12 protein-coding genes are annotated in these 15,086 nt (G+C 60.6%); 6 read left to right on the top strand and 6 right to left on the bottom strand.

What is annotated here, in order from left to right; all coding sequences use genetic code 11:
* Positions 1-131: 131 nt before the first annotated feature.
* Complete coding sequence (locus C5750_RS01435) at positions 132-1,403, top strand: TCR/Tet family MFS transporter (RefSeq protein WP_105732088.1); 1,272 nt, start codon at positions 132-134, stop codon at positions 1,401-1,403.
* Here the strand turns inward: C5750_RS01435 and C5750_RS01440 are convergent.
* Positions 1,398-1,952: a TetR/AcrR family transcriptional regulator gene (locus tag C5750_RS01440; RefSeq protein WP_105732089.1), complete on the bottom strand. Its 555-nt coding sequence runs from the start codon at positions 1,950-1,952 to the stop codon at positions 1,398-1,400. The two genes, C5750_RS01435 and C5750_RS01440, sit on opposite strands and share 6 nt — an antisense overlap.
* A 2-nt stretch (positions 1,953-1,954) precedes the next feature.
* On the bottom strand, positions 1,955-2,428 hold the full coding sequence (locus C5750_RS01445; RefSeq protein ID WP_105733053.1) for a nuclear transport factor 2 family protein: 474 nt from the start codon (positions 2,426-2,428) through the stop codon (positions 1,955-1,957).
* Between the two features lie 159 nt (positions 2,429-2,587).
* Here C5750_RS01445 and C5750_RS01450 point away from each other — a divergent pair, with 159 nt between their 5' ends.
* Positions 2,588-3,508 carry an aldo/keto reductase gene (locus C5750_RS01450; protein WP_105732090.1) on the top strand — a complete coding sequence of 307 codons (921 nt, stop codon included), beginning with the start codon at positions 2,588-2,590 and terminating at the stop codon, positions 3,506-3,508.
* Here C5750_RS01450 and carA read toward each other — a convergent pair whose 3' ends face one another.
* Positions 3,509-4,747 carry a glutamine-hydrolyzing carbamoyl-phosphate synthase small subunit gene (gene carA / locus C5750_RS01455; RefSeq protein ID WP_105732091.1) on the bottom strand — a complete coding sequence of 413 codons (1,239 nt, stop codon included), beginning with the start codon at positions 4,745-4,747 and terminating at the stop codon, positions 3,509-3,511. It lies immediately after the preceding gene.
* Between the two features lie 283 nt (positions 4,748-5,030).
* Between carA and C5750_RS01460 the strand changes: the two genes are divergently transcribed.
* Positions 5,031-5,480 carry a GatB/YqeY domain-containing protein gene (locus tag C5750_RS01460; RefSeq protein WP_105732092.1) on the top strand — a complete coding sequence of 150 codons (450 nt, stop codon included), beginning with the start codon at positions 5,031-5,033 and terminating at the stop codon, positions 5,478-5,480.
* Positions 5,481-5,523: 43 nt separating this feature from the next.
* Here the strand turns inward: C5750_RS01460 and C5750_RS01465 are convergent, their stop codons facing one another.
* Positions 5,524-6,741, bottom strand: coding sequence for an MFS transporter (locus C5750_RS01465; RefSeq protein WP_105733054.1), 1,218 nt, complete (start codon positions 6,739-6,741; stop codon positions 5,524-5,526).
* A gap of 120 nt (positions 6,742-6,861) precedes the next feature.
* Here C5750_RS01465 and C5750_RS01470 point away from each other — a divergent pair, with 120 nt between their 5' ends.
* Positions 6,862-7,482 (top strand): TetR/AcrR family transcriptional regulator, encoded by a 621-nt coding sequence (locus tag C5750_RS01470; RefSeq protein WP_105732093.1) that lies wholly within the window; start codon positions 6,862-6,864, stop codon positions 7,480-7,482.
* Positions 7,483-7,991: 509 nt separating this feature from the next.
* On the opposite strand, the gene C5750_RS01480 is transcribed toward C5750_RS01470, so the two are convergent.
* On the bottom strand, positions 7,992-9,662 hold the full coding sequence (locus C5750_RS01480; RefSeq protein WP_105732095.1) for a Na/Pi cotransporter family protein: 1,671 nt from the start codon (positions 9,660-9,662) through the stop codon (positions 7,992-7,994).
* A 383-nt stretch (positions 9,663-10,045) separates the two neighbouring features.
* On the opposite strand from C5750_RS01480, the gene dnaG reads away from it, so the two are divergent.
* Together dnaG and rpoD are read left to right on the top strand one after the other, a co-directional pair.
* Positions 10,046-12,016 (top strand): DNA primase, encoded by a 1,971-nt coding sequence (gene dnaG, locus C5750_RS01485; protein ID WP_105732096.1) that lies wholly within the window; start codon positions 10,046-10,048, stop codon positions 12,014-12,016.
* A 305-nt stretch (positions 12,017-12,321) separates the two neighbouring features.
* Complete coding sequence (gene rpoD, locus C5750_RS01490) at positions 12,322-14,346, top strand: RNA polymerase sigma factor RpoD (protein ID WP_105732097.1); 2,025 nt, start codon at positions 12,322-12,324, stop codon at positions 14,344-14,346.
* 131 nt (positions 14,347-14,477) lie between these two features.
* On the opposite strand, the gene C5750_RS01495 is transcribed toward rpoD, so the two are convergent.
* A complete protein-coding gene (locus tag C5750_RS01495) occupies positions 14,478-15,002 on the bottom strand; it encodes a TIGR00645 family protein (RefSeq protein ID WP_105733055.1) in 525 nt (174 codons plus the stop codon).
* Positions 15,003-15,086: the final 84 nt, after the last annotated feature.

A 15,086-nucleotide genomic window follows, 5' to 3' on the forward strand; every position in this document is an offset into this window, starting at 1 on the left:
GGCAGTACGTGTCAGGATATCTCCGTCCGTAGCGGTTTTCTGATCATGTTCACGTATTGTTTCGCTCGTAGAAATCGATTATGAGCATTTTCCGGATCAATTTCGCTCCGGAACGCCAAAAGTGAGTTTCGATGATTGATCCTGTCCTTGCCAAGCGCGGGCTGACTCTTGTCTTTGTCATGCTCCTTATGGATGTCATCGGCATTGCGATCATCGTGCCGGTCATGCCGGCCTATCTCGAACAGCTGACGGGATCGGATGTCAGCCATGCGGCGATTGACGGCGGCTGGCTGCTCTTCGTCTATGCTGCCATGCAGTTCGTTTTTGCCCCGCTGATCGGCAATCTGAGCGACCGTTACGGCCGCCGTCCGGTGCTGCTTGCCTCGGTGTTTACCTTTGCCATCGACAATCTGATCTGCGCGCTCGCCACCAGTTTCGCCATGCTGTTCATCGGCCGCGTGCTGGCGGGCATCAGCGGCGCGAGCTTTTCCACCGCCTCCGCCTATATCGCCGATGTCAGCACGGACGAGAACCGTGCCAAGAATTTCGGCCTTCTCGGCATTGCCTTCGGCGTGGGTTTTATCCTTGGTCCGATCATTGGCGGGCTGCTCGGTGAGTTCGGGCCGCGCGTGCCGTTCTTCGGTGCGGCGCTGATCGCCTTCCTCAATTTTCTCGTGGCCTATTTCTTCCTGCCGGAAACGCTTGAAACGAAGAACCGCCGGACGTTTGACTGGAAGCGCGCCAATCCGCTCGGCGCTCTCAAACAGATGCGCGGCCACCGGGGGATTCTGTGGATCGGCCTCGTCTTCTTCATGCTGACCCTTGGCCACATGGCCTATCCCTCCGTGTGGTCGTTCGTCGGCGCCTATCGCTATGACTGGAACCAGCGCGACATCGGCCTGTCGCTCGGCGTGTTCGGCATGGGCGGCGCGCTGGTCATGGGTTTCATCCTGCCGCACGTCGTCGCCCGCTTCGGCGAGTGGCGCACGGCGGTGATCGGGCTGGTTTTCACCGCGCTCGCCTTTTTTGGCTATGCCGCGGCGTGGCAGGGCTGGATGGTCTATGCGGTCATTGTCGCGACCTGCCTGGAAAGCCTGGCGGATCCGGCCATGCGCAGCATTGCCGCCGCCAAGGTGCCGCCGTCGGAGCAGGGCGAGTTGCAGGGTGCCATGACCAGTCTGTTCAGCATCACCAATGTGATCGGGCCGCTGATGTTTACCCAGATCTTTGCCATGTTCACCGCACCGGCAGCAGCGATCGCCTTTGGCGGCGCGCCCTATGTGCTGGGCGGGCTCTTCGTGGTGATCGCCGTCGCCGTCTTTGTCCTCAAGGTGGAGAAACCGGCTAATCCCGCGCACGAACTGCTGGAACCGGAGGCGCTGGTCTCGAGCGAAGCCTCATAACAAGCGCTTTTCGATCCGCTGCATGGCCCGTTCGAACACGGCAGGATCATCCAGCGCGCGGGCAAGAACCAATGCGCCCTGAATGTTGGCCACCGTTTCTTCCGCGAGGTCGATTGCCTGATCAGGGGCGTGGCCGGTCTTCTGCAAGCCTATCGCAAGCGCATGCCGCCATTTCGCGAAATAGTCGAGGATGGCGCCGGCAAAGCGATCCCGAACATTGTCGAGCGCAAATGCACCCACGACACAGATGCGGCATCCGGAATGAAAATAATCCGACACGGCCCGGCACATGGCGCCGATGGCTGCGGCGGGATCGTCCGACTCGCGCAGAGGGCGATAAATCCGGTCTTCAAACCACGTATCGATATGGTGCAGGACCGCTGTTGCCATCTCTTCCTTGCCGCCGGGAAAGAAGTGGTAAAGGCTGCCGCGGCCAAGGCCGGTCTTGTCGCCGATGACGGCGAGGCTTGCTCCCTCAAAACCATATTCGCGAAAGATCTCGGCGAGAACAGGTATGATGTCGGCGCGCTCGGTGATGGTTTTGGCCATGTTCAGAGGCCGAGTTCCGACAGGCCCGGATGGTCAGCCGGGCGGGAGGCGGCGCGGTCCCAGAAAAACTTCCGCTCGGATTCCGCGATCGGCAGATCGTTGATACAGGCAAAGCGCGTGCGCATCAGGCCATTCTCGTCAAACTCCCAGTTTTCGTTGCCATAGGCCCGGAACCAGTTGCCGGAATCATCATGGTATTCATAGGCAAACCGCACGGCGATGCGGTTGCCGGTGAAGGCCCACAGCTCCTTGATCAGGCGATAGTCGAGCTCGCGGTTCCATTTGCGCGTGAGAAACGCGGCGATGGCATCACGGCCCTTTACGAACTCGGCACGGTTGCGCCAGTCGCTGTCCACGCTATAGGCGAGCGCCACCCGTTCGGGATTGCGGCTGTTCCAGCCATCCTCTGCGGCCCTGACCTTCTGGATTGCAGTTTCGCGGGTGAAAGGAGGAAGGGGCGGGCGTTGTTCCGGCATGGTCGTCTCCATGGTTTGTACTGATCGGTAAAGTCTGTATCGATAGGTACAATTGCCATCCATTGTTGTCAACGTCGATCGCAGATTCACATGCGCCGCCTTTGACTGGCTGCGTCTTTGCGCTATGCAAAGGGTCCCACCTGCCGAAACGAGGTTTCCATGTCCATTGAAAAACGTATTCCGCTCAATTCCGGTGGTCTGTCGCTGTCCCGGCTGGTGCTGGGCGCCTGGCGGCTGCTCGATCAGGGCGCCAAGCCGTCCGCCGCCGGGGTGGCGCGCCTGATCGACGAGGCGATCGCGCTCGGCCTGACCAGTTTCGACCACGCCGATATCTATGGCAATTACGGTGTCGAGGTGGCTTTCGGCGCGGGTCTTGCCGGCTGGAGCGGCAAGCGCCAGTCGATCGAACTGATCACCAAATGCGATATTATGCTCACCTCCGACCAGCGCACGGAAAACCGGGTGAAGCACTACGATACCAGCGCGGCGCATATCAAGGCGTCCGTCGACCGCTCGCTGCAGAATCTGAAGACCGATTATATCGACGTGCTTTTGCTGCACCGTCCTGATCCGCTGATGGATGCGGATGACACGGCGGGGGGATTGCAGGCGGTTGTGGAGGCCGGAAAGGTGCGCGCCGTGGGCGTGTCGAATTTCACGCCGTCGCAGATCGATCTGCTGGCTTCGCGCCTGCCGTTTGCCGTGGTGACCAACCAGATCGAGATGTCGGTCACCGCAACGGCGCCGCTCACCGATGGCAGCCTCGATCATGCCCAGCGGCTGCGCTACGCGCCGATGATCTGGTCACCGCTTGGCGGCGGCAGCCTGTTTACCGGCACGGGCGAGCAGGAACAGCGCGTGCGCGCTGCGTTGCAGGCCGTTGGCGCTGAACTCGGTGTGGATGATATCGCGGCGATTGCCATTGCCTGGCTGTTGCGTCATCCGGCGCGGCTTGTTCCGGTGCTCGGCAGCCTGAAGCCGGAGCGCCTGGCGAAAATGGTGGCGGCGCTCGATATCACGCTCGAGCGCCAGCAGTGGTTTGCCATCCTGAAAGCCAGTACCGGCCGGGATGTTGCCTGATCAGGCGGCCTGATCGCGCTCGGGCAGGGGCGCTAGACCGCGGCGGGCGCGGATCAGATTGGCGAAGCGGCGGAACAGGTAGTGCGAATCCTGCGGGCCGGGCGAGGCTTCCGGATGGTGCTGCACCGAGAAAATGGCCTTGCCGGTGACGCGCAGGCCGCAATTGCTGCCGTCGAACAGAGAGACGTGGGTTTCTTCAACGCCATCGGGCAGGGAATCCGCATCGACGGCAAAGCCGTGATTCATCGAAACGATCTCGACCTTGCCGGTTGTGTCATCACGCACCGGATGATTGGCGCCATGGTGGCCCTGGTGCATTTTCTTGGTGTCGCCGCCGAGCGCCAGCGCCAGCATCTGGTGGCCAAGGCAGATGCCGAAGACGGGAATGTCGGTCTTGATCAGGTCCTGGATGGCCGGAACCGCGTATTTGCCTGTCGCAGCGGGATCGCCCGGGCCGTTCGACAGGAAAATCCCATCGGGCTTGTGGGCGAGCACGTCGTCCGCCGTTGCCGTGGCCGGAACGATGGTGACCTTGGCACCGAGACCGGCGATAAGGCGCAGGATGTTGCGCTTGATGCCGTAGTCGATGGCAACCACGTGGAATTCCGGTGCGGTCTGCTGATCAAAACCCTCGTTCCACACCCATGGCTTCTCGGTCCAGACCGCGCTCTGGCCTGACGTGACGTCCTTGGCCAGATCGAGATCCAGCAGGCCGTGCCAGGCGGCGGCGCGTTTGGTCAGGGCAGGGATGTCGAACTTGCCTTCCGGATCGTGGGCGATGACGCCATTGGGCATGCCCTTTTCGCGGATGAGGGCGGTGAGCGCACGGGTATCGACACCGGCAAGGGCGATCACGCCGCGCGCCTTCAGCCAATCGTCGAGATGTTCGGCGGCGCGGTAGCTCGAGGGTGCCGTGATGTCGGCCTTGAAGATGGCGCCGACGGCACCGGCGCGGTTGGCCGGGGTCAGGTCTTCAATGTCTTCCCTGTTGGTGCCGACATTGCCGATATGGGGGAAGGTGAAGGTGACGATCTGGCCGGCATAGGAGGGATCGGTGAGGATTTCCTCGTAACCGGTGAGCGCGGTGTTGAAGCACACTTCCGCTTCGCAGGCGCCGGTTGCACCCAGTCCCTTGCCCTCGATCACCGTTCCATCGGCCAGAACCAGCACTGCTGTCGGCTTGAATTCTGTCCAGGCTGCGGTCTTTGCACCTGCGTCTGTCGTTATCGGGGCGGTCATGCGGCACTCCTGCGTGGGCTTGCGTCGTCGTTCTTCATTGGGCATTGAAAAATGCCGTTCGGTATTCCATATGACATGGCTGAACGCGGTGGTCGATTGACCTTACCACCGCTGCAACAACCTAAGATATCTGGCTAGGTCACGGACCTTAGAGAAAACCGCGCTTCCGGTCAATTGCGACACGACAACTCTTCGTGGAAATCGGTGCCGAACCGGCCCGCCGCGATGATTGATTTCGTTCGGACCCGCCGGTAGGGTGCTGACACAACAGGAGAGTAAAGCCATGCGCGATACCATCGCCGGGGCACTGACAACCGCCATCAAGGCACAGGACAAGCGCCGCGTCTCGACGCTGCGCCTGATCATGGCCGCCATTCAGGATCGGGATATTCTCAATCGCGGATCGGGCAAGGACCCGGTCACGAGCGATGAGATCAGCGCGATTCTGGCCAAGATGATCAAGCAGCGCGAGGAATCCGCGAAGCTGTACGAGGACGGCAACCGTCTTGAGCTTGCCGAGCAGGAGCGCAGCGAGATCGAGATCATCCGGGGTTTCCTGCCCAAGCAGCTGGGCGACGAGGATATCCGCCAGGCCTGCTCGCAGGTTATCGAGGAAATCGGCGCGGGCGGCCTGCGCGACATGGGCAAGTGCATGAATGCGCTGAAGGAAAAATACGCCGGCCAGATGGATTTCACCAAGGCCAGCGGTATCGTGAAGGAAATCCTGCAGTAAGCTGCGGGTTACACAAACAGGTGCGGGATATACAGCCGCCGTTTCAGCAATGGGCTGAAACGGCGGTTTCCATTGGTACGGGTGCCGGCGAGCGGGCGTTGCGGTACACCATCACGGCGATCATCAGGGCGGCCACGCCAGCGCCGATGGAGACGCAGAACCCGGACCGGGCGCCATAGGCGTCGATCACCAGTCCGGACAGGGACGAGCCCAGCGCCATTCCGATGCCGATGCCCGTCATTGCCCATGTGATGCCTTCGGTGAGTTTGGACGCCGGCACGAGACGCTCGATCAGCCCCATGGAGATGATGATGGTGGGCGACACGGCGGCACCGGCCAGGAACAGGATCACCGCAAGCATCGGAATGCTGGTCACGAACAGCAGCGGCAAAGTCGTCAGCATGGCCAGCGCGATGGCATAGAGGAACTGCGTTGCCAGCGGTCGTCTGAATTTGAGCGTGCCGAAGACAAGGCCGATGATCAGCGATCCGGCGGCGTAGCTGGCCAGAACGATGCTGGCGGCTGCCTTCTGGCCCTGTTCCCCGGCAAAGGCGATGGCCGTCACCTCGGCGGTGCCGAAAATGGCGCCGATGGCCACCAGCGTCAGCACGATCCATTGCAGCGGGCGCAGGCGGATAACCGATGTTCCCTTGCTCTTGTCCTGCGCATGAACAGGCGGTTCCGTCGAACGCTGGGCAATGAACAGCAGCGTGCCGACGGTCAGGAACAACGTTGCTGCCAGCGGGCCGGCTTCCGGAAAGAGTGCAACGCTCAGCCCGATCGAGACGATGGGTCCAACCATGTAGACAATTTCATCGACAACCGATTCCAGCGCGAAGGCGGTGTGGAGTTTTGGTGTGTCGCGATAGATCGCCGTCCAGCGCGCCCGCACCATGGCGGATATGCTGGGCATGAAGCCAGCCGATATGGCGAACAGAAACAGCATCCAGCTCGATGCGCCATAGCGCGCCGACAGCATCAGCGCCGTCAGTGCCAGCACGGTGATGACCGTGACAGGCGGAAGGACGCGGCGCTGTCCGTAGCGGTCGATCAGGCGCGAGATTTGCGGGGCGATCAAGGCATTGGACAGGGCAAAGGCGGCCGATACGGCACCGGCCAGCCAATAGGTGCCATGGGTCTGCGACAGCATGGTGACGATGCCGAGCGTGATCATCGACACGGGCAGGCGGGCGATCAGGCCGGAGGCGGAGAAGGCGAAACTGCCCGGCGCCTTGAAGATATCCCGGTATGGATTGGTCATGGTGAACATTCCCTTGTGCAGCGGGCGTATAATAACATACGCAGCGTATGTCGATGTATTAGTTGCATACGAGACGTATGTCAATTAATATACGCCGCGTATGTAAAGGGAATTCATGAAATGCACAAACCCCGGGCTGAAATGATTGCGCAAACGCGGGCCAAGCTGGTTGCGGCGGCGCGACAGGCTTTTGGCACGGCGGGCTATGCCGATGCGTCCATGGATGACTTCACATCGGCTGTCGGCCTGACGCGCGGTGCGCTGTATCACCATTTCGGCGACAAGAAGGGTCTGCTTGAAGCGGTTATTGCCGAGATCGACGCGGAAATGGATGCGCGCCTGCTTGCCGTCTCCAGCCGGTCGCAGAGCCAGTGGCAGGGGTTTGTCGACGAATGCACCGCCTATCTGGAAATGGCGCTCGAGCCGGAAATCCAGCGCATCGTGCTGCGCGATGGCCCCTCCGTGCTCGGCGATCCCGCCACTTGGCCCAACCAGAACAAGTGCATCCTTTCCATGTCGGCCAATCTGAAGCGCCTGAGCGCGGACGGCATCATACGGCCGGGCGATCCTGAGGCGCTGGCGCGCCTGCTCAATGGCGCCCTGCTGCATGCGGCGTCGTGGATCGCCAATTCACCCGAACCGGAAGCCACATCGCGGCGGGCAGTGGAAGGCATCAAGGATCTGCTGAACGGCCTGCTGCGTTTTCCCGTTGCCACGCCCGCAAATGCGTCTGGCTGTTGAAAGAGGAGAATGACGGGCGGTCCTTGGAACGCGGGTCTTGGGGTATGCTGTATGCGATGCTTGCGATCCAAGGACCACCCGCCCCGGCGTTTTCAGGTTTTGCCCGGTGTACCACCACGGAGCCAAACCTCCCCGGCCGCACGAGGTTTTTCCCTCGTGAAGCCAAAGCGCCGATCCTTTCCCGACTTTCGAAAGTTTCCGGAAGCATTCCCGCCGGAAAGGACGAGGAGAAGGATAAGCGAGGTTGGGAGAACGTGGATAAGTTGGTGTTGAATTTCTTATAAAACAACAGCTTGGCTGTTCCCACCCCCCTCTGTCCTGCCGGACATCTCCCCCACAAGGGGGGAGATCAGCTGTCATTGCTGTTTCAGCCAATCTTCAACATTGAAGACAACCGAAAGCCGTTGATGCCAATGTGATTTCCCCCCTTGTGGGGGGTCCGAAGGACGGGCGAGACCCGTGGCTCGCCCCGGAGGGCGGCAGCCCAGAGGGGGGTAAGGAGCGACAATTCAGTTGTTCAGCGCGCGCAGCCGTGTGGTGTTGAGCAGGCCCTGTTCCTCCAGCACCGGATAGGCCATGGCGGCCAGCAGCGAGTTGATCTGCTTCAGGTCGCGGATGGTATCGAGGTGGATCGAGCTGGTCTCCAGGCTGCGCAGTGTTCCCTCGCGCAGGCGGCTGAAATGGCGCTGGCTGCTCTGCTTTTCCAGATCGCGCAGGTGATCCTTTTCCAGCACCAGCTGGTGCGCCATCTCACTGTCGCGCGACACCAGCACGTTGAACGCCATGCGCGCATTGGTCAGGACCTTTGCGTGGAAGTTGCTGAGTTCCAGCCAGCCCTCATCGGTGAATTTCAGCTTGCGGTCCATCTTCTTCTGCACCAGCGCGAGCATGTTGCGCACGATGATATCGCCGACCTGTTCGAGCTTGACGCAGGCGCCGAGCAGTTCCTGGGCCCGGCTGACCTCCTGCGGCGACAGGGCGCGCGTCGTCAGCTTGGCGAGATAAAGCTTGATCGCGGCATGCTTGCGGTCGACCTTGTCATCGAGGCCCGACAATTCGTCGATGCGCGCCTGCTCGGGATTCTCGTAGAGCCCGATGATCCGCTGCAGCATGATTTCCACGGTTTCGCAGACACGCACGGTCTCGCGCGTGGCATTGGCAAGGGCAAGGCTCGGCGCATCGAGCACGCTTTCATCAAGTGCGCTGAGTTCCGCCTGTTCCAGCGACGGGGCCTGCGGGACGGGGGCATTGAGCGCAACAATGGCCTTGGTGGCCTTCAGGACAAGGCCGGACAGCGGCACGCCGGCAAGCAGGATGATGATGTTGAAGAGGATATGCGCATGGATGATCTGGTCAGCCGGCGCCGCACCAAGGAAGGCCACCGACGGCTTGAAGGTGAGGTAGGCAATGAGGATGATGAGGGAACCGGCGCCGCGCATCAACAGGTTGCCCATCGGCACGATCCGGGCCTGCGGCGCGGCATTGCGGGTCAGCAGCGGCGCGATGAAGGACGAGCCGAGATTGACGCCGAACACCATGACGACGCCGAGTTCCGGATCGATGAGGCCGCGCGATGCGAACGTGACGAGCAGCAAAATGGCGGCGATGCTGGAATGGAACAGCCACGTCATCAGCGCCGCCAGCATGAAGGCGGTGACCGGGTCGGTGCTCAGATAGCTGACGATGACAGGCAGAAGGTCGCTGTTGCGCAGCGGCTCGGTGGCCTGGCCGGTCATCTCGAGCGACAGGACGAGCAGGCCGATGCCGACGAGAATGCGGCCGATCTGGCGCCAGTCGCCGCGCTCGGTGGACATGAAGATGACGGTGCCGGCGAGCAGGCACAAAGGTACCAGCAGCGTGAGATCAAAGCTCAGGATCAGGACGACGAGCGCCGAGCCGACCTCGGCGCCGCGCACCGCCATCAGCCCGGAAATGCCGCTGACAATGCCGGACCCGACGAAGGAGCCGACGAGCAGGCTGACGGCCGTCGAGCTTTGCAGCGCAATCGACAGCATCGTGCCCCAGAGGACGGCAAGGACGGGATTGTGCAGCACACCGCGCAGGCTCTGGCGCATGCGTTCGCCATAGGCGCGCTCGACGCCGGTGCGCACCATGCGTGTCGCCCACAGCAGAAGGGCCACCGCACCTGCAAGATGCAATAAAACTGTCGAACCGTTCACTTGAGCCAATCCTAACGAGGTGGAAAAATGCGGTATACAACCAGACCAATTCTAGTTGCCAATTATTAAGATAACATATCAATCCAAAAGGGGAAAAAATATGTTCCGGCTAAGAAAAAATATGTCGCATTTGACAAAGTGTAACAGTTTTATGACAGCTTTTACCCGCATCCTATATGATAAGCCGGCTTTTCAATATCCGATCCGGTAATTAAATCAAAAAGATAGGATGAGCAGGGGATGACCGGCTTGCAGACCTTTCACCGCCCCACGATATGATGCAATATGGAACCGGTTCTGCAGACAGCTGTGGAAACCGTGAAAAATGGAGGCATTCGGGGCTCAGGCCCGGGAATCGCCGGATTGAGTGAACGAAGAACAGCATGCGATTTCCGCCGTCCTTTCTCGATGAGATCAGGGAGCGTGTACCGATTTCCAGTGTGATCGGCACGCGGGTGTCCTTCGACCGGAAAAAAACCAATGCGCCGAAGGGCGATTTCTGGGCGTGCTGCCCGTTTCATGGCGAGAAATCGCCAAGCTTCCACTGCGAGGACCGCAAGGGCCGCTATCACTGCTTCGGCTGCGGGGTGACGGGCGATCACTTCAAGTTCCTCACGGAGCTTGAGGGGCTGAGCTTTCCCGAAGCGGTGCAGCGCGTGGCTGACATGGCGGGTATTCCCATGCCGGCGCGCGATGCCGAAATGGAAATGCGCGAGGCCAAGCGCGCCACGCTCTATGACGTCATGGACATGGCGACGAAATTCTTCGAGGAGCAGCTGCAGTCGGCTGCGGGCGCCAAGGCGCGGGCCTACCTGCGTGACCGCGGCCTGTCGGCGGCGACGCAGCATGCCTACCGGCTGGGTTATTCGCCGGAGAGCCGCAATGCGCTCAAGGAGCATCTGGCGCTGAAGGGCGCAACACGCGAACAGATCGAGGCCTGCGGCCTCGTGGTCTATGGCGACGACAAGCCGGTCTCCTATGACCGCTTCCGCGACCGCATCATGTTCCCGATCGAGGATCTGCGCGGGCGGGTCATCGCTTTCGGCGGCCGGGCGCTGACGCCCAATGCCCCGGCCAAATATCTCAATTCCAACGAGACCGAGCTGTTTCACAAGGGCAAGGTGCTGTTCAACGCCCTGCGCGCGCGGCGCGCGGCGCAGCCGCAGGCGGGGCAGGCCGCCAAGGCCGTGATTGCGGTCGAAGGCTATATGGACGTCATTGCGCTGGCGCAGGCGGGTTTCGGTCAGGCGGTTGCGCCGCTCGGCACGGCGCTGACGGAAGACCAGCTCGATCTGCTCTGGCGCATGTCGCCGGAGCCGGTGCTGTGTTTCGACGGCGATCAGGCCGGGATCAAGGCGGCCTACCGCGCCATTGATCTGGCCATGCCGGCGCTGAAGCCGGGCCGGTCGCTGCGCTTTGCCGTGCTGCCGGAAGGCAAGGACCCCGATGACCTCGTCAAGGCATCGGGCCCGCAGGCCTTCCAGGCCGTATTGGACGATGCCCGCCCATTGGCTGACATGCTGTGGGCGCGCGAGACCAGCGGCGGCGTTTTCGACACGCCGGAGCGGCGCGCCGAACTGGAATCCCGGCTCAAGCAGATGACGGCGCTGATTGCCGACGAGAATGTGCGCCGCCACTATGCCCAGGATGTGCGCGACCGTATCCAGCAGTTCTTCGGCTCGAACCAGCGCGGGGGCAACAACCGGCGCGATGGCGACCAGCGCGGCAATGGCCAGAATGGTTTTGGCGGCCAGAATGGCTATGGCCAGAGGGGCAGGGGTGCGGCCTCGGGGCGGCTCGCCGTTTCCGACAGTCTTGCCCGCTCGGTACTGGTGAAGACCACGTCGGCGGCGCCGCCGCTGCGCGAGACCGCCATATTGATGACCCTGTTCAACCATCCCCGGCTGATCGAAGAGGATTTCGAAACGGTGGTGCGGCTGGAATTCAGCCACCCGGACCTGAAACGCTTTCATTCCGCCATGCTCAATGCCCTGGCCGAGCACCACGTGGTGGACGGGCTGGAAATGCGCAAGGCCATGGCCGATGCCGGACATGGCACGCTGATCGAGGCGCTCGAGGCGCTTGTGCGGCGCGCCCGCATGTGGACCGCCACGGCGGAAGCGGCGGAAGAGGATGCGCTGGAGGCCTTGCGGCAGGCCGTTCACTTGCATCAGCGCGCAAGCACACTACATAAAGAGCTGAAAGTAGCTGAAACCGCGTTGGCGACGGAAACGACCGACGAAAACCTCAACCGGCTGCTCGATATTCAGAACGACATCCGCAACGCCCAGGCGACGGAAGCACTGATCGAGGGCTTTGGAATCCCGTCCGGACGGTCCGGAAAGGGTTTTTGACGAAATTGATTCGCTTTTTTGCCGCGAATCAGTTGAGTCGGGGTTGACGTGGGTCAATAATGACGGAATCAGATTGCGCGGAATTGAAAATATTGGGTTGATGTTTGTAGGTTTGGCTGAAAAACCGGCAAATACGGCAAATATACAATGTGCTCGCCATCGGAATAACAAGGTTAATCCGGCATTAACGGGATTTCGGCTAGTCGATCATTTATTACCTTGACGCTGTAGGGGAACCGGTGCGCCACCGCACTCGTTGGTTCCCATGCATGAACAAAGCGAAACGTCGCTTGGAGACATAGAATATGGCAACGAAAGCAAAGGAAAACGAAGAAGTAGAAGTCGAGCGCGAAGGCGCGCCGGACGGACCGCTTCTCGACCTTTCCGATGACGCTGTCAAGAAGATGATCAAGCTCGCCAAAAAGCGCGGCTATGTGACGATGGACGAGCTCAATGCCGTTCTGCCGTCCGAAGAGGTCACTTCCGAACAGATCGAAGACACGATGGCCATGCTCAGTGACATGGGCATCAACGTTGTCGAAGACGACGAGCAGGATGCGGACGCCGAAGAAGCTGACAACAGCGACGACGAGAGCGATGCCCGCGAGCTTGCCGACGCAACCGGCACCGCCGTTGCACCGACCACGACCAAGAAAGAGCCGACCGACCGCACCGATGACCCCGTGCGCATGTATCTGCGCGAGATGGGCACCGTCGAGCTTCTGTCGCGCGAAGGCGAAATTGCCATTGCCAAGCGCATCGAGGCCGGGCGCGAGACGATGATATCCGGGCTGTGCGAAAGCCCGCTGACCTTCCAGGCCATCATCATCTGGCGCGATGCCTTGAACGACTCGCAGATTCTGCTGCGCGAAATCATCGATCTCGAAACCACCTATGCCGGCCCCGAGGCCAAGCAGGCTCCGGTGATCGAGCGCGTCGAGGAAGAAAAGCCGGCTGCCGGCAATGACCGCTCGCGCAGCCGCCGCGACGATGACGACATCACCAATGTCGGCGGCGATACGCCCGTTGAAGACGATGATGACGAGGATGATGAAGCCAATCTGTCGCTTGCCGCGATGGAAGCCGAGCTGCGTCCGCAGGTCATGGAAACGCTCGACGTCATCGCCGACACCTACAAGAAGCTGCGCAAGCTGCAGGACCAGCAGGTGGAAAACCGCCTCGCTGCTTCCGGTTCGCTGTCGCCAAGCCAGGAACGCCGCTACAAGGAATTGAAGGATCAGCTGATCAAGGCGGTGAAGTCGCTGTCGCTGAACCAGAACCGCATCGAAGCACTGGTTGCCCAGCTCTATGACATCAACAAGCGTCTGGTGCAGAACGAAGGCCGCCTGCTGCGTCTTGCCGAATCCTATGGCGTGCGCCGCGAGGACTTTCTCAAGGAATATCAGGGCAACGAACTTGACCCGAACTGGCTGAAGGCTGTTTCCAACCTGACCACCCGTGGCTGGAAAGAGTTCACCAAGAACGAAAAAGACACGATCAAGAACCTGCGCACGGAAATCCAGAACATGGCGCAGGAAACTGCGATCTCGATTTCGGAATTCCGCCGCATCGTCAATCAGGTGCAGAAGGGCGAGCGCGAAGCGGCTCTCGCCAAGAAGGAAATGGTCGAGGCAAACCTGCGTCTCGTGATTTCCATCGCCAAGAAGTACACCAATCGCGGCCTGCAGTTCCTCGATCTCATTCAGGAAGGTAATATCGGCCTGATGAAGGCGGTCGACAAGTTCGAGTACCGCCGCGGCTACAAGTTCTCGACCTATGCGACCTGGTGGATCCGTCAGGCGATCACCCGTTCGATCGCCGATCAGGCCCGCACCATCCGTATTCCGGTGCACATGATCGAGACGATCAACAAGATCGTCCGGACATCGCGTCAGATGCTGCATGAAATCGGCCGTGAACCGACACCGGAAGAACTGGCGGAAAAGCTGGCCATGCCACTGGAAAAAGTGCGCAAGGTGCTGAAGATCGCCAAGGAACCGATTTCGCTGGAAACACCGGTGGGTGACGAAGAAGATTCACACCTCGGCGATTTCATCGAGGACAAGAATGCGCTCCTGCCGATCGATGCGGCCATCCAGGCCAATCTGCGCGACACGACAACCCGTGTTCTCGCTTCGCTGACGCCGCGCGAGGAACGTGTCCTGCGCATGCGCTTCGGCATCGGCATGAACACCGACCATACGCTTGAGGAAGTCGGCCAGCAGTTCTCGGTGACGCGCGAGCGTATCCGCCAGATCGAAGCCAAGGCGCTGCGCAAGCTCAAGCATCCGAGCCGCTCGCGCAAGCTGCGCAGCTTCCTCGACAGCTAAGCTACGGGCAATCGCTGGAAATGAAAACGGGATGGGTGAAAACCCATCCCGTTTTGCTTTGCGGGACCAGCCGCCGGCGGAAAGGCGAGGGCAGACAAGAAAAAGCCCGGAAAAATCCGGGCTTTTGATGGTCAGAGCGAAGGCTCGTTGGATTTTTTCCCGCCCTTGTCCTTGGCCATGATCTTGTCGATATAGGCGAGGAACAGCGCGGAGAAGACGAAAGCGAGGTGGATCACCGTGAACCACGTCAGCTGTTCCGTCGTGTATTTGGTCAGGTTGAGGAACACCTGCAGGAGATGGATCGACGAGATGGCGACGATGGTCGATGCCACCTTGATCTTGAGCGAACCGGCGTCGATGGTCCCCAGCCAATGCACGTCATCGGCCTGGTCAAAGCGGCTGACAAAATTTTCGTAGCCGGAGATGATGACCATCACCACGAGGCTGGCGACCAGCGCGGCATCGATCAGCCCCAGCATTTTGAGGATCGTGTCGGTTTCGTCGAGGCTCGTCACCTTCATGACGAAGTCCAAGAGCTTTCCGGCAAAGGAGAAGGCATAGATGGCCAGAGCCACCGCAAGGCCGAGATAGAAGACGACAAGCAGCCAGCGCGACGCAAGGATGATGTTTTCGATGAATATTTCGATACGTTTCATAGGCAGGGTCCGGTTGATGTTGTGCATGAGATAGCGATGCCGGTGACGAACTCAAGACAAAACCGCCGGCAATCACAAAAAACC

Origin of the sequence: Phyllobacterium myrsinacearum (assembly GCF_002980555.1) — a bacterium.
In the GTDB taxonomy this organism is placed as follows: Bacteria; Pseudomonadota; Alphaproteobacteria; order Rhizobiales; family Rhizobiaceae; genus Phyllobacterium; species Phyllobacterium myrsinacearum.